This is a genomic window from Acidovorax sp. 99 (assembly GCF_003096455.1).
In the GTDB taxonomy this organism is placed as follows: domain Bacteria; phylum Pseudomonadota; class Gammaproteobacteria; order Burkholderiales; family Burkholderiaceae_C; genus Acidovorax; species Acidovorax delafieldii.
Genome location: NZ_QEKU01000001.1, coordinates 1,390,001 through 1,410,748, shown reverse-complemented (window position 1 = coordinate 1,410,748; position 20,748 = coordinate 1,390,001). Strand labels below are relative to the sequence as shown.

Genomic DNA, 20,748 nt, shown 5'->3' with positions numbered 1-20,748 from the left:
CGCTACCGCTACCGATTGCACGGACCACGACCATGGACGACCAAGGACTCCACGATGCCGCCATCATGCTGATGTCCCTCGGCGAGGAAGAGGCGGCCGAGGTGTTCAAGCATTTCTCGCCCAAAGAGGTGCAGAAGCTGGGCGAGACCATCGCGCGCATGCGCTCGGTATCGCGCGAAAAGGTGGACGAGGTCATCAACAAATTCTCCAACGCGGCCGCAGCGCAAAGCCTGTTGGTATCCGACACCGGCAATTACGTGCGCGCTGTGCTCAAGCGCGCGCTCGGCGATGACAAGGCGGGACTGCTGATCGACCGGATCTTGCAGGGCGGAGATGTCTCGGGCATTGAGAGTCTCAAGTGGATGGATCCGCTGTCAGTGGCTGAACTTCTGCGTAACGAGCACCCGCAGATCGTTGCTGCCATCCTGGTACATCTGGACAGCGACCAGGCCTCGGGCATCCTGATGCACCTGACGGATCGCCAGCGTAGCGAAATTCTGTTGCGTGTGGCCACGCTCGAAGGTATCCAGCCGACGGCCCTCAAGGACCTGAACGAAGTGCTTTTCAAGGTGCTGGCGGGCGGGGACAAGATCCGCAAGAGTTCGCTGGGCGGTGTCAAGGCTGCCGCAGAGATCATCAACTTGCTGGGCGGCAACATGGACGCCGTGGTGCTCGAATCCATCCGGGGCTACGACCCTGACCTGGCGCAGAAGATCATGGACAAGATGTTCGTGTTCGAGGATGTTCTCAAGCTGGACGACAAGGCCATTCAAACGGTACTCAAGGAAGTGGCATCCGAAACCCTCATCGTGGCTCTCAAGGGCGCAGTGCCCGAACTGCGCGAAAAATTCCTCTCCAACATGTCTTCGCGTGCAGCCGACGCGCTGCGCGAAGACCTCGAATCGCGCGGCCCGATGCGGCTGTCCGAGGTCGAGGCGCAGCAGAAGGAAATCCTCAAGACGGTGCGTCGCCTGTCTGACGAAGGCCAGATCGTGATCGGAGGCGGTGGTGATGATGCCTTCGTCTAACCAGCGGTCCTATTCGCGGTTCATTCCCAGCGAGGAAGTCGGCGACTTCAAGCAGTGGAAGTTTGCCGCGGTCGACGGCTCCGATCTGGTCGAGCCAGAGCCCGAGCCGGAACCTGTGGCGGAGCTGCCCGCCGAGCTGGATGAAGCGGCACAGCAGGCGCTTGTCCAGCAGGCTTGCGACGATGCGTATGCAGAGGGCTTTGCCCAAGGGCAGGCGCAGACGGCGCTCGAGTGGCAGCGCCGCATGGATGAATACATTGCCCAGCAGGGACAAGAGGCGGCACAGCGCATGCAAAGCGTGCTGCAGACACTGGAAGCCAGCCTGATCGACATGCAGCAGCACATGGCGCAGCAGGTGCTGGAGCTGGCGTGTGACATCGCGCGCCAGGTGGTGCGCCAGGAACTGTCGGTCAATCCCAATGCCTTGTTGCCGGTGGTGCGGGAGGCCGTGGGCATGCTGGTCACTGAAGGGCGGCCAGCCACCGTTCGGCTCAATCCGGAGGATATGGAGGCCATGGCCCAGCCTCTGCGCGAAGAGATCAATGCGCCTGGCGTGCAGTGGATGGCGGATGCCGCTGTGCCCGCTGGCGGCTGCATGGTGGAGTCGGCGGGCACGGTCGTTGATGGCAGCATCGACAAACGGTGGCAGCGTGCCATTGCGTCGCTCGGGCTGCAATCCCCCTGGGACGACGAGACGCGTGGGGATGGCGATGACCGTCGACCTTGACTCTGCCTGGACCCGCTTCATGGACGACGCGCGCGAGCGCGTGGCCGAAGGGGCGCCGTTGGAGACGCGGGGTACGCTGACCCGACTGACGGGACTGGTGCTGGAGGCGGTGGGGATCCGCGTGCCTGTGGGGTCGCAGTGCATGGTGCAAATGCCAGGGCACGCGCCGGTGTTGGCTGAGGTCGTCGGGTTTTCTGCCGACCGTGCGTTTTTAATGCCGGCGGGCGATATCCATGGGCTGTCCAGTGGCGCGAGTGTAGTGCCGGCTGCGCCATATATCCCCATGCCTCGCTTGGGCGAGCCTCCCCGGCCGGTACAACGCGCCGGGGTGCTTCGTTTGCCCATGGGCGACGGCTTGCTGGGCCGCGTGGTGGATGCGCAAGGCCTGCCCCTCGACCATGGTGGACCGGTGCAGGATGTCGTGTCGGAGCCCATGGGGCGGCGGCAGATCAATGCCATGGATCGGGATCCGGTGCGTGAGCCCTTGGATACTGGCGTGCGCGCCATCAATGCCTTGCTGACCGTGGGGCGGGGGCAGCGTCTGGGGCTGTTTGCAGGCTCCGGGGTGGGCAAGAGTGTGCTGCTGGGCATGATGGCGCGCTACACACAGGCCGATGTGATTGTGGTGGGGCTCATTGGGGAGCGGGGGCGCGAAGTCAAGGAGTTTGTGGAAGACATCCTGGGCGAGGAAGGCCGCGCACGGTCCGTGGTGGTGGCTGCACCTGCCGACGCGCCGCCGTTGTTGCGCATGCAGGGGGCGGCCTACGCTACTGCGGTGGCGGAGCATTTTCGCGACAAAGGGCAGCATGTGCTGCTGCTCATGGATTCACTGACCCGCTACGCAATGGCGCAGCGGGAAATTGCCCTGGCCATCGGCGAGCCGCCAGCAACCAAAGGGTATCCGCCGTCCTGTTTTGCAAAGCTGCCGCAGCTTGTCGAGCGCAGCGGCAACGGCCTGCATGGTGTCGGCTCCATCACAGCGTTTTATACGGTGCTATCGGAAGGTGATGACCAGCAGGACCCGATCGCGGATGCTGCCCGTGCCATTCTGGATGGGCACATTGTGTTGTCGCGTGCGCTGGCTGAGACCGGGCATTTCCCGGCCATCGACATTGAGCAATCGGCATCGCGGGTGATGCACAACGTGGTGTCTCGCGGGCATTTTGACTTGGCGCGGCGGTTTCGTGCGGTGTATTCGCGTTACCAGAAGAGCCGGGACCTGGTGCAGGTGGGGGCCTATATGAGCGGCTCCGACCCGGCATTGGACGAGGCTATCCGCCTTCAGCCACAGATGGCGGGTTTTCTGCAGCAGGACATGTACGAGGCGGCCTCCATGGACCACAGCGTAGCCGCCATGGCGGCGGTGCTGGACCATTGACGGCGGACAAGGGAAGCCATCATGTCCAACCTTAACGCCCTCTCTGTCGCCGTCGAAGTGGCCTCTCGCAAGCGGGACGATGCCCGCAAGGTGCTGCAGGACACGCTGGCTGCCGAGCAGGCAGCACGTGCCCAGCTCGATCAGCTGGAAGACTACGCCCGTGAAACCGAGTCACGCTGGGGCATGAAGGCAGATACGGCCATGCAGCCCGAAGTGATGTACCACCACTACCACTTCATGGACAGGCTGGGTCATGCGGCCAGCATCCAGACCAGTGTGGTGGGTGACCAGTCTGCGCGGGTGCAAGCTGCCCAGCGTGCTCTGTTAGATGCAGAGCTGCGTTTGGCCAGTCTGCGCAAGGTGGTGGACAAGCGACGCAACGACCTCGCTCTGCAGCAACAGCACAGAGACCAAAAACAGACCGATGAACGCGCCGCGCTGCAGTATCGCAACGCGGGCCAGGAGAATTGAACATGGAACCGACCAAAGTAGCCTCCTCGCAGGGCACCCAGCCCGCCCACACGACTCGCGCCAAATCATCGGCCCAGCCTGCTGCCGCAGACGCTAGCGATCCTGCGGCTGGGGGTGGTTTTTTGGCTTTGCTGGCGGCGTTGGGGGGCGAGGTGGAGGAGGGGGGCGTACTGGGCTCGGCAGGATCGGATGTTCTCTCTGCGGACGGCCTTCCTGGCGTCGGATCCACGGCTGTAGACGCCTCTGCGGTGGCTGCATGGCAAGGGTTATTGGGCATGGCTTCGGCCAATGTCGCTCCTCCGGCCTCCACAGGCGCTGACGGTGGTTCGCGCCTCGCTGCCGCTTTGGGTGCGGGGGGGGCGTCTCCAGTAGGTTCTGGGGCCGAGTGGACGCCATTTGGCCGTACCCAAGGCTTGGTGGCAGAGACGGCGATGTTGGACTCTGCTGCAGACATTAAGGATGCGCAACCTTTGGGCGCGACGTCCATGGCTGGTCGTACATTCTCTCGGTTGCAGAACGTCGCGGCGCTCCGCACTGGGCTTTCAGGTTCGGGGGACGTCAGTTTGGGGCAAGGCACGGTTGGCGAGTTGAAACCTCATTCAATGGGACACACTCCGGCGGCCGCTGCGCTTTCACAGGCGATGACTGAGCGCTCTGCCCAGGCCGCATCGACTGGGGCACAATCTTCTGAGCGCGTGGGCGGGCTGTCATCCGCAGCTACTGGCTTCGAAGGAGTCACACCTCTTGCCGATGGTCTGTTGACCTCCGTCGCTTCTGCACGGGCGCCCGAATTCGCTGCCGGTGGGCACTCTGCCGGTGAGAACCCGGGAAATGGGGGTGCATGGTCTGAGAGCGCATTGGGTGCATCTCCTGTGGAGTCCAGTAGCTTCACCGATGCAACGGTCTTTGCAGACCCTAACGCCTTGGGTGCAGAAGAGCAGGTGGCAGAGCAGGTGGCCTACTGGGTGAACCAGAAGACCCAGAACGCGGAGTTGACGCTGCAGCGGGATGGTCAGCCGGTGGAGGTGTCGGTGTCTTTGTCGGGCAACGAAGCGCACGTGTCATTCCGCAGCGACCAGCAGCAGACGCGGGAGCTGCTGGACCAGAGCATGGCGCAGTTGAGTGATCTGTTGCGCAGTGAGGGTTTGGTGTTGTCTGGCATGTCGGTGGGCACATCGGCACGCGACAGTGCCGGTGGTGGCGAGGCAGGGCAGCAGCGACCTCGCGACGGAGCACGCCAGGCGCAGGTGGTATCTGCCGTGCCTGCTGGCACAGCCTCGCTGGCGCGCGGTGGTGGGGCGACAGACCGGGCCGTGGACGTCTTCGTCTGATTCTGCGGGGTAATGTGGGCGGTCTGTAGTTCTGCTCCCGTTTCCGCAGTCCAGGCGAGCGCGGTGAATGCCATGGTTTTGGGCTTTTATTCTGGCTATTATTGGTTACACCCCGACCCATAATGGGCTAACAGGTTGTGCGTTCACTTTGATTGCGTCTGTTCTGCCTGTTCCCTACCGCAAGGAATTCCATTGTGTCAGCCAATACTCCCGCAGCAGCCGCACCCGCCAAAAGCAAGAAGATGCTGTTGATCATCATCGGCGTGGTGGTGGCTGTGCTGGTGATTGGAGGGGGCGCAGCAGCATGGTTCATCTCCAGTCGGTCGCATGCCGCTGAGGACGAAGAGGGCGGCGGTGCACCTGCGGCTCACAAGGAGGCGCCCAAGGTAGCCCCCACCTTCCTGCCCCTGGAAAACATGGTGGTCAATCTGGCTGATCCTGGCGGTGATCGCTTTGCGCAGATCGGCATTACGTTGGAGCTGGAGGATGCAAAGACTGCAGAACAGGTCAAGCAGTACCTGCCGTCGATCCGCAGTGGAATTCTGATGCTGGTGTCGCAACGCACGTCCACGGAGCTGCTGCAGCGCGAGGGCAAGGAAAAGCTCGCTACCGACGTCTTGCGCGAAGTCTCGCGCCCTCTGGGCTACTCGGTGCCGTCAGAGCGTGAGCGTGCAAAGGCTGCCGCCGCCGCTGAGCAGGACGGAGATGCAGAGGAACGCCCCGCCGCGCGCAAGCGCACAGAGCGCAATCCTGTGCGCAAGGTGCTCTTTTCGAGCTTCATCATCCAATGAGCCAGCCGGGTAAGGACCAGCCATGAGTGATTCATTTCTTTCGCAGGAAGAGGTCGATGCCCTTCTGGAAGGGGTCACTGGCGAGAGCCAGAAGTCCGTTGAGGAAGTGGCTGAGGCGGGGTCGGTACGCAACTACGACATCTCCAGCCAGGAGCGCATCGTCCGTGGCCGCATGCCGACGATGGAAATCGTCAACGAGCGGTTTGCACGCAACTTTCGCATTGGGCTCTTCAACTTCATCCGCCGCAGTCCTGAAATTTCGGTGGGGACGGTGTCGGTGCAACGCTACAGTGCTTTCCTGCGAGAGCTGGCAGTGCCGACGAACTTCAACATCGTGGCGATCCGCCCCCTGCGAGGCAGCGGACTCATCGTCTGCGAGCCTTCACTGGTCTTCGGCATCATTGACACCCTCTATGGCGGGGTCGGTAAGTTCCAGACCCGCATTGAGGGGCGTGATTTTTCGCCTACCGAGCAGCGTGTCATCAACCGGCTCGTAGATGTGATCTGCGCGGAGTACAAGAAGGCGTGGCAGGGGATCTATCCGCTGGAGCTGGAATACCAGCGCTCGGAAATGCAACCCCAGTTCGCCAACATTGCTACGCCCAGCGAGATCGTGGTTTCCACGGCCTTTCAGCTGGAAATTGGCGACCTGTCGGGCGCCATCCATATATGCATGCCTTATGCAACGCTGGAGCCGATCCGCGATGTACTGTATTCGTCCACGCAGGGCGATTCCATTGAGGTGGACCGCCGCTGGGTGAATGTGCTCAAGCGTGAAATCCAATCCGCGGAGGTTACGCTGGTGGCGGAGCTGGCGAAGGCCGATGCCACTGTGGAGCAACTGCTGGCCATGAAGCCGGGTGACTTCATCGAACTGGACCGCGAGCCCCGTATCCGTGCATCGATCGGAGGGGTTCCCATTTTTGAATGCCAGTATGGAACCCACAATTCCAAGTACGCCATCCGCATTGAAGAGTGCCTGCGCACTTCGGACATGAGTTGGCTGGGAGAGAAGAATGGCAACTGAAGAAGACAACAAGGACGCAGGCGCGGATGACCCGTTTGCGGGTTGGGCCGAGGCGCTTGAAGAGCAGAAGCGGACGGACGAAAAACCGGCGGACGCAGAGCAGGGAGGGCCACTTTCCGGCGAGCCGGTGCGACCATTTTCCGGTGCGGCGGGCGGTGATACCGTCAACGACATCAACATGGTGCTGGACATTCCGGTGCAGCTGTCGGTGGAGTTGGGGCGCACCAAAGTGCCCATCAAGTACATCCTTCAACTGGCACAAGGTTCGGTGGTGGAGCTGGATGCATTGGCAGGCGAGCCCATGGATGTGCTGGTCAATGGCTACCTTATCGCCCAAGGCGAAGTGGTGGTGGTCAATGACAAGTTTGGTATCCGCCTGACCGATGTGGTCACGCCGTCGGAACGTTTGCGGCGGGTGAGCCGTGGATAGTGGGAGCATGACCCAGACGCTGCTGGTCGTGGTGCTTTTTGTGGGCGCCATGGCTTTGCTTCCCTGGGCTGTGCGCCGGCTGCAGCAGCGCCAGTCCTCCGGGACGCTGGCTGCCGGGGTGGCGTCACGCGTGGTGTCTGCAGTGGCCGTCGGCCCACAACAGAAGGTAGTGACGGTGGAAGTCGGCCCTGAACATGCGCGTACTTGGCTGGTGCTGGGCGTCACCGCTCAACAGGTCAGTTGCCTCCACGTGCTACCAGTGGCGGCCAAGGGAGCTGGGGACGCCGTGAACGTTTCACTCCCTACAGAACCATCGTTTGCTCACGAGATGCGAGCAGCGTCCGCTGATTCTGGAAAGCCCGCGCATGTCTGAGCACGCATCCTTGCTTCCAAGGCGCGTAGCGCGGAAAGCTGGACGTGCTTTGCCTTGGGCAGTCGCTGTTGCCACCGTGGTGGCGCATGGCTCCGCTTGGGCTCAAAGTCCGGGCGCATTGCCACTGGTGGTGGGCAGTGGACCATCTGGCGCCAGCTACTCGGTACCCATTCAGACACTGCTGTTTTTCACGGCGTTGTCTTTTTTGCCCGCTGTGCTACTGATGATGACGGGCTTTACACGGATTGTGATTGTGCTGTCCCTGCTGCGTCAGGCCTTGGGGACGCAGTCGGCTCCTCCCAACCAGGTCATCATCGGTCTGTCACTGTTCCTGACCTTTTTTGTCATGGGCCCGACGCTGGACCGTGTGTACCAGGACGCTTACGTTCCCTATACCAACAACACCATCAGCTTCGAACAGGCGCTGGACAGGGCGGAGGCGCCGATGCGCAGCTTCATGCTCAAGCAGACGCGGCAATCTGACTTTGCGCTGTTTTCCAGGCTGGCACGTCTTGATCCCAAAGTGACGGCTGAGACGGCGCCCATCCGTGTGCTGGTGCCGGCCTTTGTGACCAGCGAGCTCAAATCGGCGTTTCAGATCGGGTTCATGATTTTCATCCCGTTTCTTGTCATCGACATGGTGGTGTCCAGCATCCTCATGTCCCTGGGCATGATGATGTTGTCCCCGGTGTTGGTGGCATTGCCGTTCAAGCTGATGCTGTTTGTGCTGGCAGACGGCTGGAACCTGCTGATCGGCTCATTGGCCGCCAGCTTTGTCACCTAGAGGATTCCGTCATGACTTCACAAATGGTGCTAACCATTGGGCGTGACGCCCTCACCCTGCTGCTGATGATTTCCATGCCAGTGCTGGGGGTGGTCATGGCGGTGGGCTTGTTGGTCAGTATTTTTCAGGCTGTCACGCAGATCCATGAAGCAACGCTGGCGTTTGTGCCCAAGCTGATTGCCGCCATGGTCGTTTTTGCGATTGCTGGGCCCTGGATGCTCAGTACCCTGGTGGACTTTATCCGCCGGACAATCGAATCGATCCCGTCGATGATCGGATAGCACATGCCAATCTGGGCACTTGGCGGCCTCAGGACAATGCTGGGCTGCTGGAGTCAGCGACGAGCACTGGGGGCGGCCGTGCCTTGGCCGTCAATGCACCCAGGCCTCGCCGGTGGAGGAGGGGCGTGATCACCTTCTCCGAAGCTCAGATCATGGCGTGGCTGTCTCCCATTCTGTGGCCCTTTTTGCGCGTGCTGGCATTGTTTTCCGTGGCCCCAGTGTTCTCCATGCGGGTCGTGCCCATGCGCGTAAAAATCGGTCTCGCTTTCCTTGTGGCTTTGTGTGCGCAAGGTGTTCTGGGTGAGCAGCCTGTCATCAGCGTGAACGGCCGTGAGGCGCTGGGCACGGTGGCGCAGCAGGTGGCAGTGGGGCTGGCGATCGGCTTTTCGGTTCGCCTGGTGTTCACAGCCGTTGAGCTGGCTGGTGAAATCATTGGCCTGCAGATGGGGCTCAACTTTGCATCGTTCTTTGACCCCACCTCCAACGGTCAGATCAGCGCTGTGGCCCGGTTTTTTGGCCACATGTCCATGCTGCTCTTCATTGTCATCAATGGCCATTTGTTGATATTGATGGCCGTGGTCAAAAGTTTTGACCGCTTTCCAGTCGATGGAAATTTTCTGCAGGCGTTGGGACAGATGCGGTTGTATGAGTTGGGTGCTTCGCTCTTTTCCAGTGCGCTCTGGATTGCCATGCCCATGATTGCGCTGCTGCTCTTCGTCAACCTGACCATGGGCATCATCTCGCGTGTGGCGCCGCAAATGAATATCTATGCGGTGGGTTTCCCGGTCACGCTCACGGTGGGGATGCTGGGCATAGCAGCAACGTTGCCGATGCTGGAGCAACCGGTGTTGGCGTTGATGCAACAAGCCGTGGATCTGTTCTCTGTTGGCAGGTAGGGCCGTTAGTTACACCAGCTGGTTGCGGATAGCGTAAACGGTCAGTTCAGCATTGTTCGAAAGCTTCAATTTTTCGAGAACCCGTGAGCGGTACACACTCACGGTTTTAGGACTCAGCATCAATTCGTCGGCAATGTCAGACAGGCGCCGACCCGATGCAATCTTGACCAGGGTTTGCAGCTCTCGTTCGGAAAGCGCCGCATGGGGCACCTCCGGCGTGGGTTGAGCCAGGCTGTCCGCAAGCATCTGGGCCACTTCGGCAGTGAGGTACTTGCGCCCCTGCATCACCGTGCGCACTGCCGCAATCAGCTCCACCGGATCGCCGGCCTTGTTGGCGTAGCCTTGGGCTCCCGCCTTGAGGCAGCGCAGCGCGTATTGATCCTCGGGGTACATCGAAACCACGAGCACCCGGATGGTCGAGTGGGTCTCGCGCAGGCTGGCCAGTACTTCCAGGCCGCTGCGTCCGGGCATGTTCAGGTCCAGCAGCAGCACATCACAGGCAGCCGTGCGCAGAACTTCACGCAGCTCAGAATATCCGCCCGCTTCGCCGGTCACCTGAATGTCCGGTGCTTCGGCGAGTGTGTCGCGAATGCCGCGCCGCAATACGGCATGGTCGTCGCACAAGACGACATGGATCACTGGGCATCTCCTGGAGCGGATGTGGGAGGAGATGGTAACGGGACGGACAGAATGACCGACGTGCCCTTGCCCGGCCGACTGCTGATGTCCAGCCATCCCCCTACGGTGCGTGCACGCTCTTGAAGGCCCTTGAGGCCGAAGGCTTTTGGTTTGTCGCGAACTGTGGAATCCATGCCACGGCCATTGTCCGCGACCTCCAGGGTCAGTACCCCTTCCTTGTCAGACAGTTCAATGTCCACCTTGCTGGGCTGCGCGTGCTTGGAGATATTGGTCAATGCTTCTTGGGCAGTACGGTATGCCACCAATTGAATGTCGGTGGGTATATCGATGGTTTCGCTGCTGCTCTGCATCCTTGTGGTGATGCCCGTCCTGCGCTCAAAGCCCGTGGCCAGCCACTGGACAGCCGCCACCAGCCCTTGTTCCAGGATGGGTGGGCGCAGGTTCATCATGATGCGCTGGCTGGCGCCAATCGCGTGTTGCAGCATGTCCACCGCAGAGGTGGCATGCTCTTGCATGGCAGGATCGGTACTGTGGCGCCCTATCCAGGCTACGTCAAAGCGTACTGCGGTCAGTGCGCCACCAATGTCGTCGTGGATCTCGCGAGCGATGGCGGCCCGCTCATGCTCGATGGAGGTCTGCAGATGCTCGGCCAACTCGGCCAAGCGGCGTTGCGACGTCGCCAGCTCGGCAATAGCCTGCTCGCGCGCGTTGCGTGCTTCGTGCACTTCCAGGGTGCGGGCAATTACATGCGGGAGGCGCTGGATATCGTCCTTGAGCAGATAGTCCGCTACCCCGAGTCGCATCGCGTCAACCGCTGCGGGCTCGCCAATGGCACCTGAAAGCAGCACAAAAGGTGGGTGATGCGGTTTTTGCGCCACATGGGCCCAGGCATCCAATGCGGTAAAGCCTGGCAGGCGGTAATCTGCCAGGATGATGTCAAAGCGGCCGGTGTCCGTCAGTCTTTGGAATTCAGAAAGGGTGTCAACCCGCTGGAGGTGGCAACGGAGCCCTGATCGACGCAACGCACGCGCTGCCAATTCGTGATCGGCCGGTGAATCTTCAAGATGGAGGATTTCAAGGGTCTGGTCTGGTGTTGCAGGGCCCATAGGAGCGCTATCATAGGATACAAATTGGAACAAACAAGGGTGTTTGTCCGGTTGGGATGGTTTGTGCGTCAGCGTCCAATGGGCGCGGATGCTCCGGTTTGCTCGGGGGCCTTGGCTGGTTACTGATGCAAGTATCGTAGTCCTGTGTATTTGCGTGTTTTGCTGCTACGTGCTGCGATGGAGAAACGATGCAATCTACGCTAACAACGCCTGGAGGACCTGCTGTCCAGGTTCCCGTCATGGTGGCGGCAGAGCTGCAGGACTCTTTGTTGGTCGTGATGCACGACTTGCACCGCCTGGAAGGCTTGCTGAACCACGCCACCGACAACCTGCTGGAACGGTTTGGAGAGGCAAACGCCATGTTGACAGATGCTGTAGTGGCGGACTCCCCGGAGTTGGTGGCCGCGCGTACGGCGTTGCGCAGCGCAGTGACTGAGTTGCAGTTCCAGGACATGGCCTCCCAACTGATATGGCACACCACCAAGGTGCTGCAGGGCTGTGCCTTCCGGCTGGCCTCGGAAGCCATGGGGCATGAAGAAGGTGAAGATGCCGCGCCCTTTGCGGAGATGGCGCCCGACAGGCCGAACCCTGTCACCCAAAGCGAGATGGATGCAGGTTCTGTGGACCTGTTTTGACGTTCACATCACTGGTTACCTTATATATTCAAGTCAGTTGGAGCCATACATGCAATCGATCCTTGCCGTTGATGATTCACCTTCCATGCGCAAAATGGTGTCCTTCACCCTCACTGGTGCCGGCTATCACGTCGTGGAGGCAGTGGATGGGCAAGATGCCCTCGAAAAGGCTGAGACGCACAACATTGACCTGGTGCTGGCAGACCAGAACATGCCACGTCTTGATGGCATTGGCCTGACCCGCAAACTGCGCGAGCATCCCAAATTCAAGACCATTCCCATCCTGATCCTGACGACAGAGTCGAGCGATCAAATGAAGCAGGCGGGCCGCACAGCGGGTGCCACGGGATGGCTGGTAAAACCTTTTGATCCGAATCGCCTGATCGAAGTCATCCAGAAAGTGATCCGCTGAGCCGGGTTGACTGAGATCATTTAGTACACAGGAGCCCACCATGGCGGAAACCTACCAAGAAGGATCAGGTGCAGGCGCTGACTTCGACCTCAGCCAGTTCTATCAGATCTTTTTCGAGGAAGCGGGTGAGAACCTCGACCAGATGGAGCAGATGCTCCTGAATCTGGACCTGAGCAGTGCCAACGACGAAGAGCTCAACGGCATCTTCCGCTGCGCTCACTCGATCAAGGGAGGTTCTGCCACCTTCGGGTTTTCTGACGTGGCCGAGCTGACCCATCAGATGGAGTCCCTGCTCGACCGTCTGCGCCGCCATGAGCTGCAGCCCATCCCTCAGATGGTGGACGTTCTGCTGGAGTCTGCGGATGCTTCGCGCAGCCTGCTGGCACGGCATCAGGCGGGTGGACAAGGTGAGGCGGTTTCCACCACCTCCCTGGTTCGCCGAATCAGCGACCTGGCGGCAGGCTTGGTGCCCGGCGATGCTGCACCTGTGGTCGCAGCGCCGCCGCCTCCTGCACCCGCGCCGGTGGCAGTAGCTCCGGCTCCTGCGCCCAAGGTTTCTGCGCCTGTTGTGCCAGGTCAGGCACGGCAGCTGGAAATCCAGATCGGGCCACTGGACCGCCCCGAGCAAGCCGACGCGATCAAAGAATTGTTCCGAGACATTCCCGGTTTGGGGGCGATCCGCGATGTCCCGGGCAGCCAGGCCAATACGCGGGTCTTTGCGGTGGAAACGACGTCCACCAACGATGATCTGCTGGACCTGTTTGCGTTCCATGTTTCCAAGGAGCAGGTGCTGATTCGTGATGCTGCCGCTTCTGGCGAGGCTGCCGTCGCAGATGCGGACGACGAGCCCGTGGTTGCTGTAGATACCTCCGGGGGCGAAGCGCCTTATGGATTCTTCAACGGCGCACCCGGAGCACCCCATGGTGAAGCTGCGGCGGCTGCCCATGCGCCTGTTGCGCAAGCTCCCAAAGCTGCGCCCAAGGCGAGCGCCGAGCCCAAGGTGGCGATGCAGGCACAGATGGAGTCCACCACCATCCGCGTGGATGTGAAGAAGGTCGATCAACTGATCAACCTGGTGGGTGAGTTGGTGATTACGCAGGCCATGTTGGCGCAGAACAGCCGGGGCCTTGATGCTGGGGCCTACCAGCAATTGCTGGCCGGGTTGGCAGATCTGGATCGCAACACGCGCGACCTCCAAGAGTCGGTGATGTCGATCCGCATGATTCCAATGTCCATCGTTTTCAGCCGCTTCCCGCGCATGCTGCGCGATCTGGCGAACAAGCTGGGCAAGAAGGTGGAGCTGGTGACCCTGGGTGAAGCCACCGAACTGGACAAGGGCTTGGTCGAAAAGATCACCGACCCGCTGACCCACTTGGTGCGTAACAGCTGCGACCACGGTATTGAAATGCCTGCCGATCGTCTTGCCAAGGGCAAATCCGAGCACGGCACCATCACCTTGTCGGCGTCGCACCAAGGTGGGTCGATCGTGATCGAGGTGCGTGATGATGGTCGTGGCCTGTCGCGCGAAAAAATTCTCAGCAAGGCCCAGGAGCGCGGCATCGAGGTGTCCGATCAGATGAGCGATGCCGATGTCTGGCAGCTGATTTTTGCCCCAGGCTTTTCCACGGCCGATGAGGTGACCGATGTGTCAGGCCGTGGGGTCGGCATGGATGTGGTCAAACGCAATATCGCAGCGCTCAACGGCTCGGTAGAGATCGATTCTGCAGAGGGCTACGGCATGAAGGTGTCCGTTCGCCTACCGCTGACGCTCGCCATCATGGATGGCATGTCGGTGGGGGTGGGCGAAGAGGTTTACATCCTTCCCCTGTCGTCGGTGGTGGAATCGTTCCAGGTCAATGCGGACGATGTCAGCACCGTGGCGCAAGGCTCGCAGCTGGTCAAGGTGCGCGACGAATACATGCCTGTCATCGCGCTGGAGAAGATCTTCCAGGTTCCGCGCTTTGACCTCAACAAATCCAGCAACATCATGGTGGTGGTCGAGGCTGACGGAAGCCGTGTGGCCTTGCTGGTGGATGAGTTGCTCGGTCAGCATCAGGTGGTCGTCAAGAATCTGGAATCGAACTATCGTAAGGTGCCCAATGTGTCGGGCGCCACCATTTTGGGTGACGGCACCGTGGCCTTGATTTTGGACACGGGTGGCTTGGTGCGTCGGGCGCGCCACTAGATACAGGTGCGTGCGCCCCTGGGGGCGCTGCGCCGCCATGAAAGGAGAATGCACCATGAGTGTGATCGGTAAAACTGCAGACGCTGCACCAACGGGTGCTCGTGAATATCTGACGTTCCGCCTCGACCAGGAAGAGTACGGCATCGACATCCTGAAGGTGCAGGAAATCCGGGGCTACGAACCTCCCACCCGCATTGCGAACGCGCCAGACTTCATCAAGGGCGTGGTCAATTTGCGCGGCACGATTGTTCCCATCGTGGACATGCGCATCAAGTTCAACTGTGCGCAGGCGGACTACAACAGTTTCACAGTGGTCATCATCCTCAACCTGCGCAACCGTGTGGTGGGCATTGTGGTGGATTCGGTGAGCGATGTGATGGAGTTGACACCAGAGAGCATCCGTTCGGCCCCTGATATCGAGAGCGCGATCGACAACAGCTGCATCTTGGGCTTGGGGTCCGTGGGCGAGCGCATGCTGATCTTGCTGGATATTGAAAAGCTCATGTCCAGCGTGGACATGGGCCTGGTGACCGCCAACGAATAAGGCGTAGCAGTCAGCAGCCAGTGGTGGCGCAGGCGCATGTCAGGCTGTGAGCTGTGCTCGCAGACCTTTTGGAGCGAACAGGACTTCCCCTCGGACGATCAATATGGCCCAAACCACCAGTGCTTCGGCGTCAGTCCGGTCAGGCCCAGCCCGGGTAGATCCTGCGTATGCCGCAGCCGCAGCGCCCTCTGGCCCTCTGGCCCAGGGGCGAGAATTTGTCTGGACCAATGCAGACTTTGCCCGTGTTCAGGCGCTGATCTATCAGCGCGCCGGCATCAGTTTGCATGATGGCAAACACGCCATGGTCTACAGCCGCCTGTCGCGGCGGCTGCGCGACACGGGGCACACCAGCTTTCACGACTACCTGAGCTGGCTGGAGAACCATGACGGGCCGGAGTGGCAGGAGTTCGTGAATGCGCTGACCACCAACCTCACGGCATTCTTTCGCGAGCAGCATCATTTCGAGATTTTCGCGTCGCACCTGCGCTCCAAGCCATCCGCCAACTGGCGGGTCTGGTGCAACGCGGCCTCCACGGGTGAAGAGCCTTACTCCATCGTGATCACCGCGTTGGAGGCGCTCGGCGCCAACGCCTCTTTCAAGTTGACAGCCAGCGACATTGATTCGCGCGTGCTGGCCACCGCGGCGCAGGGCGTGTACCGGCTCGACAGCGTCAAGGGCTTGAGCCCTGAGCGCTTGCAGAAATTCTTTCTCAAAGGCAAAGGCGGGAACGCGGGCATGGTCCGTGCCAAGCCGGAGTTGCGGCGCGCCATCGACTTCATGAGTGTGAATCTCATCCGCGACGATTGGCCATTCAAGGAGCCCTTTGACGTGGTTTTCTGCCGTAATGTGATGATTTACTTTGATGCCCCTACACAGCGGCGCGTGCTGGAAAGAATCCACCGCGTGCTCAAGCCGGGTGGCATGTTGTTTGTGGGGCACGCCGAGAACTTCAGCGAGTCCAAAGACCTGTTCACCCTGCGTGGCAAGACGGTGTACGAGCGCCGCTGACCTGTCCATGTTGTCCTGCACATTGCAACCATGACCAACATTCAAACAGGTTCATCCCCTTCCAATGCTGCTGCTGTGCCCGGCAGTTCCGAAAGGCGCCGCGCTCCGCGTATTGCGCCGCTGAGCGCCGATATCTACAGCTCTGGCAACGGGCCCGCGCGCGAGTCGTCGCTGCAGGAGCTCAAGGCCCGCAGCCGCAAGCCAGGAGAGGCCTCGTTTTTTTACCTCGATCACCACTTCCAGCACAACGCGGTGAAGGTGCTGCCTGGTGAGTATTTCGTGTCGGATGAGAACATGGTCATCATGACCGTGCTCGGCTCGTGCATCGCTGCCTGTCTGTGGGACAGCCGCGCACGTGTGGGAGGAATGAACCATTTCATGCTGCCGGACGGCGATCTGGCGGATGCATCCGGGCGTTATGGTTCCTACGCGATGGAGCTGTTGATCAATGAAATGCTCAAGCTCGGTGCACGCCGTGAAACCATGCAGGCCAAGATTTTTGGTGGGGCCCAGGTGATGCACAACTTCACCACCATGAATGTGGGTGAGCGCAACACGAATTTTGTGTTGAACTATTTGCACACTGAGCGCATTCCTATCGTCTCCGAGGACGTGCTGGACATCTATCCGCGCAAGGTGGTTTTCTTTCCAGTGACCGGCAAAGCGATGGTGAAACGGTTGGCGCATGCCCATCCCGAAGCCCTCGTGGCCCAGGAGGTTCGTGGCAACGCGGCCACTGTTGCCAAGACCACGTCGGGTGGTTCTGTGGATCTGTTTTGATAAAGGTTTGAGTTAATGAGCAGGAAAATCCGGGTGATCGTGGTGGACGATTCGGCGCTGGTCCGTAGTCTGCTGTCAGAGATCATCAACCGCCAGCGGGACATGGAGTGCATTGGCACGGCCAACGACCCTCTGGTGGCGCGCGAGATGATTCGCGAATTGGATCCGGATGTCATCACCCTGGACGTTGAAATGCCACGCATGGACGGCATTGATTTTCTGGGGCGCTTGATGCGTCTGCGGCCCACTCCGGTAGTGATGATCTCCACGCTGACCGAGCGTGGCGCGGAGGTCACCATGAAGGCCTTGGAGTTGGGCGCCGTCGACTTTGTGGCGAAACCGCGTGTGGGGCTGGCCAGCGGGCTCAACGATTTGGCGGCGCAGATTGTGGACAAGATCCGCGTTGCTGCTGTGGCGCAAGTGCGCCGCGCCCCTGTGCGTGATGCAGGCCCAGCCTCCAGCGTTGTGGGGGGTACTCCTGTGCCCCACGCCGTACCCGCAGCGGGCCTGCTGGGGCGCCTTTCCACCGAAAAGCTCATCTGCATTGGGGCGTCCACCGGTGGTACCGAAGCCATCAAGGAGGTGCTGGTCCAGATGCCTGCGGATTCGCCAGCGATTGTGATCACCCAGCACATGCCTCCCGGGTTCACTACCAGTTTTGCGGCCCGTTTGAATGGGTTGTGCCAGATCACCGTCAAGGAGGCGGTGAATGGCGAGCGCATTCTGCCCGGCCATGCCTACATCGCACCGGGCGGCACACAGTTCCATGTGGCGCGCAGTGGCGCCAACTATGTAGCGGTGGTGGACGATGGCCCTCCGGTCAATCGCCACAAGCCCTCGGTCGAGGTACTCTTCAAGTCCGCAGCAGCGGTGGTGGGGCGCAACGCGTTTGGCATCATGCTCACGGGCATGGGCAACGATGGCGCTGTTGCCATGCGGGAGATGAAAGACGCCGGCAGCTACAACTATGTGCAGGATGAGGCGACCTGCATCGTGTTCGGCATGCCGCGGGAGGCCATTGCCCACGGTGCCGCCGACGAGGTGCTGCCGCTGGGGCAGATTGCCCCGGCCTTGATTGCCCGGTTGCGCGGAACAACTGACCGCCTGCACCACCGGATTTAAGGGCGATTACCGAGCCCTGGCGGCGGGCCTTCACCATGTGTGCCCCCGCCAGAGCATCGCGCCATGAACCGGTTTGGCGCCTATTCAGAGAGTGCTGTCCAGCGCTCCAACGCGGTCATCAGCTCCTCGTCGATGGCGGCTGCTCGGCTTGCCATGGCTGCCGCGCGTGTGGGGTCAGTACCAAAGAGTGAGCCGTCGGAAAGTGCGTCTTGAAGGGATTTCTGTTCCGTCTCTAGCGCACTGATCAGACCAGGCAGTTGATCCAGTTCGCGCTGCTCTTTGTAACTCAGCTTCTTTTTTGATAGCTGTGCAGGCTTATTTGATGTGCGCTCCGGCGTGCTTTGGTTGGAAACTTCCGGTGTGGGCGGTTTGGAGGACGTTGCAGCAGCAGCTTGCAGTGACCGACTGCGCTTGGATTGGAGCAACCAGTCTTGGACGCCGCCTTCGTACTCGCGCCACAGGCCGTTGCCTTCAAAAGCGAGGGTGCTGGTTACCACGTTGTCGAGAAAGGTGCGGTCATGGCTGACCAGGAACACCGTGCCTTCGTAGTTTTCGAGCAATTCCTCCAGCAGGTCTAAGGTGTCAATGTCCAGGTCGTTCGTGGGCTCATCCAGCACCAGGACATTGGCCGGTCGGGCGAACAGCCGGGCGAGCAGCAGGCGGTTGCGTTCCCCGCCGGACAGCGACCGCACTGGGGAGTGCGCGCGCGCGGGGGAGAACAGAAAGTCGCTCAGATAGCTCTTGACGTGTTTGCGCTGATTGCCGATCTCGATCCATTCGCTGCCAGGGCTGATGAAGTCTTCCAATGTGGCGTCGAGGTTGACGGCGTGGCGCATCTGGTCAAAGTAGGCCACTTGCAGGTTCGCTCCCTGCCGGATAGTGCCCTTGTCGGCCTGCAGTTCGCCCAAGATCATCTTCAGCAGCGTGGTTTTACCGGCGCCGTTCGGGCCGATCAAGCCCACTTTGTCCCCGCGCAGTATCGTCCCGGAGAAATTGTGAACGATGGTTTTGTCGCCGAAGGCTTTGCTCACTCCTTGCAGTTCCGCCACGATCTTGCCCTGGTAGCCGTTGGAGCTTCCGGTGGCGACATCCATGCGCACACTGCCAACGACCTCACGGCGGGCCTCCCGCCGGGCGCGTAACTGTTCCAAGCGGCTGATACGGCTCTGGCTGCGGGTGCGGCGCGCTTCCACACCACGCCGAATCCAGATTTCTTCTTGTGCCAGGAGCTTGTCGGCCTTGGCGGCGATCACTGCCTCCTGCGCCAACTGCTCTTCTTTCTGAATCTGGTATTGAGCAAAGTTACCGGGGTAGGAGCGCAATTGACCGCGGTCCAGCTCCACGATGCGGGTGGCCACACGGTCAAGGAACGACCGGTCGTGGGTGATGGTCACGACGCTGCCCGGAAAGTCCAGCAGCAGGTCTTCCAGCCACTCGATGGAGTCCAGATCCAGGTGGTTGGTGGGTTCGTCCAGCAGCAACACGTCAGGGCGTGCCACCAGCGCCTGCGCCAGCGCCACGCGTTTTTTGGTGCCGCCAGAGAGTGCTCCGACCACGGCTTCAGGGTCGAGATGCAACCTTTGCAGGGTTTCTTCGACACGCTGCTCCCAGTTCCAGGCGTCGTAAGCCTCGATCTCCGATTGCAATGCATCCAGATCCAATCCGTCCGCTCCCGAGAGGTATTGATCGCGGATGGCGATCACGCGTTGCAGGCCTTCGGAGGCTGCCTTGAAAATGGTGGCATCGGGGTCTAACGTCGGCTCCTGTGCGACGAAGGCAATGCGTACCCCCTGCTGAACTTGCAAAGAGCCATCATCCGGCTTGGCAAGTCCTCCCAGGATTTTGAGAAGGGAAGACTTTCCCGCGCCATTGCGGCCAATCAGGCCAACCCGCTCAGCGGTCTCCAGGGAAAAGCCGGCGTGGTCCAGCAGTGCAACATGCCCAAATGCGAGTTGGGCGTCCAGTAAGGTGATAAGTGCCATAGAGCGGGATTATCCGTGTCGCGCTCTGGCGGGATTTTTTGCGCCAGTCACATGATGGAGTGACAGTCGGTCGGGCGTAACTTTGATTGGCGGAAAATTCCGCGATCAGTTACGCAGCGATTTCTTCAGAACCTGTCGCGCCCCTGCAAGCGTGCAAGGACGCGCAGGTCTTCCCCGATCCTGTCTACGGTATGGAAGCTGAGGGCATGTGCCTCGGCAAGTGTCGCCAAGGGAGCTATCTGGGCCAATCCCATGCCCTCGCCCATCAGCTTGGGAGCGAGATAGACCAGTAGTTCATCGACCAGTCCTTCGCGCAGCAGCGAACCATTGAGCTTGTAACCTGCTTCCACGTGCAGTTCATTGATCTCCCTGCGCCCGAGGTCTTGCAGCATCGCGGGTAAGTCCACCTTGCCGGCACTATTCGGCATTGTGATCACGGTGGCGCCAAGGGCTTCGAGCGCGCTGCGTTTTTTCTCGTGTGCAAAGGCTGTATAGATATAGACCGACCGGTTCGCTGCGAAAAGCAAGGCATCCAGAGGAACAGCTAGCTCACTATCCACCAAAACGAGTGAGGGTTGCCGATCGGTGGGTACATCCCGCACATCCAGTCGTGGGTTATCTGCGAGTACGGTCCCAATGCCGGTCAACACCGCGCAAGCCCTTGCGCGCCATGCATGTCCGTCGGTACGAGCGGCGGGACCAGTGATCCATTGGCTTGCTCCATTGGGCAAGGCGGTCACACCGTCGAGCGAGGCAGCTGCTTTCATGCGGACCCAGGGCGTTTTTCGAATCATCCGACTGAAAAATCCCAGGTTCA

23 protein-coding genes (1 of these 23 running past the window's edge) are annotated in these 20,748 nt (G+C 60.6%); 19 read left to right on the top strand and 4 right to left on the bottom strand.

Annotation, left to right across the window (positions count from 1 at the left end; translation table 11 throughout):
* The first annotated feature begins 32 nt into the window (after positions 1–32).
* From fliG to fliR, 12 genes are all read left to right on the top strand, one after another.
* On the top strand, positions 33–1,028 hold the full coding sequence (gene fliG, locus C8C95_RS06590) for a flagellar motor switch protein FliG (RefSeq protein ID WP_056065732.1): 996 nt from the start codon (positions 33–35) through the stop codon (positions 1,026–1,028).
* Positions 1,012–1,755: a flagellar assembly protein FliH gene (locus C8C95_RS06585; protein WP_199170771.1), complete on the top strand. Its 744-nt coding sequence runs from the start codon at positions 1,012–1,014 to the stop codon at positions 1,753–1,755. The genes fliG and C8C95_RS06585 overlap by 17 nt, the downstream gene beginning before the upstream one ends.
* Positions 1,739–3,133 carry a flagellar protein export ATPase FliI gene (gene fliI / locus C8C95_RS06580; protein ID WP_099729183.1) on the top strand — a complete coding sequence of 465 codons (1,395 nt, stop codon included), beginning with the start codon at positions 1,739–1,741 and terminating at the stop codon, positions 3,131–3,133. The genes C8C95_RS06585 and fliI overlap by 17 nt, the downstream gene beginning before the upstream one ends.
* Before the next feature lie 21 nt (positions 3,134–3,154).
* Positions 3,155–3,604: a flagellar export protein FliJ gene (locus C8C95_RS06575; RefSeq protein ID WP_116748057.1), complete on the top strand. Its 450-nt coding sequence runs from the start codon at positions 3,155–3,157 to the stop codon at positions 3,602–3,604.
* A gap of 857 nt (positions 3,605–4,461) precedes the next feature.
* Positions 4,462–4,935 carry a flagellar hook-length control protein FliK gene (locus C8C95_RS06570; RefSeq protein ID WP_243415646.1) on the top strand — a complete coding sequence of 158 codons (474 nt, stop codon included), beginning with the start codon at positions 4,462–4,464 and terminating at the stop codon, positions 4,933–4,935.
* Between the two features lie 194 nt (positions 4,936–5,129).
* Positions 5,130–5,726, top strand: a complete 597-nt coding sequence (locus tag C8C95_RS06565) for a flagellar basal body-associated FliL family protein (RefSeq protein WP_056748047.1) — start codon at positions 5,130–5,132, stop codon at positions 5,724–5,726.
* 22 nt (positions 5,727–5,748) lie between these two features.
* Positions 5,749–6,753: a flagellar motor switch protein FliM gene (gene fliM, locus C8C95_RS06560; protein ID WP_056065744.1), complete on the top strand. Its 1,005-nt coding sequence runs from the start codon at positions 5,749–5,751 to the stop codon at positions 6,751–6,753.
* Positions 6,743–7,183, top strand: coding sequence for a flagellar motor switch protein FliN (gene fliN, locus C8C95_RS06555; RefSeq protein WP_015015804.1), 441 nt, complete (start codon positions 6,743–6,745; stop codon positions 7,181–7,183). Before fliM ends, fliN begins: the two co-directional genes overlap by 11 nt.
* A 7-nt stretch (positions 7,184–7,190) precedes the next feature.
* Positions 7,191–7,556 carry a flagellar biosynthetic protein FliO gene (locus C8C95_RS06550; protein WP_116748056.1) on the top strand — a complete coding sequence of 122 codons (366 nt, stop codon included), beginning with the start codon at positions 7,191–7,193 and terminating at the stop codon, positions 7,554–7,556.
* Positions 7,549–8,340, top strand: coding sequence for a flagellar type III secretion system pore protein FliP (fliP, locus tag C8C95_RS06545; protein WP_207780575.1), 792 nt, complete (start codon positions 7,549–7,551; stop codon positions 8,338–8,340). Before C8C95_RS06550 ends, fliP begins: the two co-directional genes overlap by 8 nt.
* An 11-nt stretch (positions 8,341–8,351) precedes the next feature.
* Positions 8,352–8,621, top strand: a complete 270-nt coding sequence (gene fliQ / locus C8C95_RS06540) for a flagellar biosynthesis protein FliQ (protein WP_015015801.1) — start codon at positions 8,352–8,354, stop codon at positions 8,619–8,621.
* 125 nt (positions 8,622–8,746) lie between these two features.
* Positions 8,747–9,517, top strand: a complete 771-nt coding sequence (gene fliR / locus C8C95_RS06535; RefSeq protein WP_056065753.1) for a flagellar biosynthetic protein FliR — start codon at positions 8,747–8,749, stop codon at positions 9,515–9,517.
* A gap of 9 nt (positions 9,518–9,526) precedes the next feature.
* Here the strand turns inward: fliR and C8C95_RS06530 are convergent, their stop codons facing one another.
* Both C8C95_RS06530 and C8C95_RS06525 read right to left on the bottom strand, forming a co-directional pair.
* The gene (locus tag C8C95_RS06530; protein WP_056065755.1) at positions 9,527–10,156 is read right to left on the bottom strand and encodes a response regulator transcription factor; all 630 of its coding nucleotides are present in this window, start codon (positions 10,154–10,156) and stop codon (positions 9,527–9,529) included.
* Complete coding sequence (locus C8C95_RS06525) at positions 10,153–11,262, bottom strand: ATP-binding protein (RefSeq protein ID WP_116748054.1); 1,110 nt, start codon at positions 11,260–11,262, stop codon at positions 10,153–10,155. The genes C8C95_RS06530 and C8C95_RS06525 overlap by 4 nt, the downstream gene beginning before the upstream one ends.
* Before the next feature lie 188 nt (positions 11,263–11,450).
* Here C8C95_RS06525 and C8C95_RS06520 point away from each other — a divergent pair, with 188 nt between their 5' ends.
* The 7 genes from C8C95_RS06520 to C8C95_RS06490 all read left to right on the top strand — a co-directional run bounded on the left by C8C95_RS06520 (position 11,451) and on the right by C8C95_RS06490 (position 17,949).
* The gene (locus tag C8C95_RS06520) at positions 11,451–11,897 is read left to right on the top strand and encodes a hypothetical protein (RefSeq protein WP_056065760.1); all 447 of its coding nucleotides are present in this window, start codon (positions 11,451–11,453) and stop codon (positions 11,895–11,897) included.
* 49 nt (positions 11,898–11,946) lie between these two features.
* Positions 11,947–12,309: a response regulator gene (locus tag C8C95_RS06515; protein ID WP_015015796.1), complete on the top strand. Its 363-nt coding sequence runs from the start codon at positions 11,947–11,949 to the stop codon at positions 12,307–12,309.
* Between the two features lie 40 nt (positions 12,310–12,349).
* Positions 12,350–14,494, top strand: a complete 2,145-nt coding sequence (locus tag C8C95_RS06510; protein WP_116748053.1) for a chemotaxis protein CheW — start codon at positions 12,350–12,352, stop codon at positions 14,492–14,494.
* Positions 14,495–14,549: 55 nt separating this feature from the next.
* Positions 14,550–15,038 (top strand): chemotaxis protein CheW, encoded by a 489-nt coding sequence (locus C8C95_RS06505; protein WP_015015794.1) that lies wholly within the window; start codon positions 14,550–14,552, stop codon positions 15,036–15,038.
* Positions 15,039–15,141: 103 nt separating this feature from the next.
* The gene (locus tag C8C95_RS06500; RefSeq protein WP_108497371.1) at positions 15,142–16,047 is read left to right on the top strand and encodes a CheR family methyltransferase; all 906 of its coding nucleotides are present in this window, start codon (positions 15,142–15,144) and stop codon (positions 16,045–16,047) included.
* 30 nt (positions 16,048–16,077) lie between these two features.
* A complete protein-coding gene (cheD, locus tag C8C95_RS06495) occupies positions 16,078–16,827 on the top strand; it encodes a chemoreceptor glutamine deamidase CheD (protein WP_056748055.1) in 750 nt (249 codons plus the stop codon).
* Positions 16,828–16,842: 15 nt separating this feature from the next.
* Positions 16,843–17,949: a chemotaxis response regulator protein-glutamate methylesterase gene (locus tag C8C95_RS06490; protein WP_056748057.1), complete on the top strand. Its 1,107-nt coding sequence runs from the start codon at positions 16,843–16,845 to the stop codon at positions 17,947–17,949.
* 80 nt (positions 17,950–18,029) lie between these two features.
* Here C8C95_RS06490 and C8C95_RS06485 read toward each other — a convergent pair whose 3' ends face one another.
* The gene (locus C8C95_RS06485) at positions 18,030–19,931 is read right to left on the bottom strand and encodes an ATP-binding cassette domain-containing protein (protein WP_116748052.1); all 1,902 of its coding nucleotides are present in this window, start codon (positions 19,929–19,931) and stop codon (positions 18,030–18,032) included.
* Between the two features lie 125 nt (positions 19,932–20,056).
* Positions 20,057–20,748: the 3' portion of a bifunctional diaminohydroxyphosphoribosylaminopyrimidine deaminase/5-amino-6-(5-phosphoribosylamino)uracil reductase RibD gene (ribD, locus tag C8C95_RS06480; protein WP_116748051.1), read on the bottom strand. It continues 406 nt past the right edge of the window; only the last 692 of its 1,098 coding nucleotides appear in the window; its start codon lies off the right edge, out of view; it ends in the stop codon at positions 20,057–20,059.

What these genes read in the sequence shown, in the direction of transcription:
- C8C95_RS06585 (WP_199170771.1), top strand. Translation starts at nt 1,012, where the DNA reads ATGATGCCTTCGTCTAACCAGCGGTCCTATTCGCGGTTCATTCCCAGC.
- fliQ (WP_015015801.1), top strand. Translation starts at nt 8,352, where the DNA reads ATGACTTCACAAATGGTGCTAACCATTGGGCGTGACGCCCTCACCCTG.
- C8C95_RS06575 (WP_116748057.1), top strand. Translation starts at nt 3,155, where the DNA reads ATGTCCAACCTTAACGCCCTCTCTGTCGCCGTCGAAGTGGCCTCTCGC.
- fliP (WP_207780575.1), top strand. Translation starts at nt 7,549, where the DNA reads ATGTCTGAGCACGCATCCTTGCTTCCAAGGCGCGTAGCGCGGAAAGCT.
- C8C95_RS06510 (WP_116748053.1), top strand. Translation starts at nt 12,350, where the DNA reads ATGGCGGAAACCTACCAAGAAGGATCAGGTGCAGGCGCTGACTTCGAC.
- C8C95_RS06490 (WP_056748057.1), top strand. Translation starts at nt 16,843, where the DNA reads ATGAGCAGGAAAATCCGGGTGATCGTGGTGGACGATTCGGCGCTGGTC.
- fliI (WP_099729183.1), top strand. Translation starts at nt 1,739, where the DNA reads ATGACCGTCGACCTTGACTCTGCCTGGACCCGCTTCATGGACGACGCG.
- fliG (WP_056065732.1), top strand. Translation starts at nt 33, where the DNA reads ATGGACGACCAAGGACTCCACGATGCCGCCATCATGCTGATGTCCCTC.
- cheD (WP_056748055.1), top strand. Translation starts at nt 16,078, where the DNA reads ATGACCAACATTCAAACAGGTTCATCCCCTTCCAATGCTGCTGCTGTG.
- C8C95_RS06505 (WP_015015794.1), top strand. Translation starts at nt 14,550, where the DNA reads ATGAGTGTGATCGGTAAAACTGCAGACGCTGCACCAACGGGTGCTCGT.
- C8C95_RS06485 (WP_116748052.1), bottom strand. Translation starts at nt 19,931, where the DNA reads ATGGCACTTATCACCTTACTGGACGCCCAACTCGCATTTGGGCATGTT.
- C8C95_RS06550 (WP_116748056.1), top strand. Translation starts at nt 7,191, where the DNA reads ATGACCCAGACGCTGCTGGTCGTGGTGCTTTTTGTGGGCGCCATGGCT.
- C8C95_RS06520 (WP_056065760.1), top strand. Translation starts at nt 11,451, where the DNA reads ATGCAATCTACGCTAACAACGCCTGGAGGACCTGCTGTCCAGGTTCCC.
- fliM (WP_056065744.1), top strand. Translation starts at nt 5,749, where the DNA reads ATGAGTGATTCATTTCTTTCGCAGGAAGAGGTCGATGCCCTTCTGGAA.
- C8C95_RS06525 (WP_116748054.1), bottom strand. Translation starts at nt 11,262, where the DNA reads ATGGGCCCTGCAACACCAGACCAGACCCTTGAAATCCTCCATCTTGAA.
- C8C95_RS06500 (WP_108497371.1), top strand. Translation starts at nt 15,142, where the DNA reads ATGGCCCAAACCACCAGTGCTTCGGCGTCAGTCCGGTCAGGCCCAGCC.
- C8C95_RS06515 (WP_015015796.1), top strand. Translation starts at nt 11,947, where the DNA reads ATGCAATCGATCCTTGCCGTTGATGATTCACCTTCCATGCGCAAAATG.
- fliN (WP_015015804.1), top strand. Translation starts at nt 6,743, where the DNA reads ATGGCAACTGAAGAAGACAACAAGGACGCAGGCGCGGATGACCCGTTT.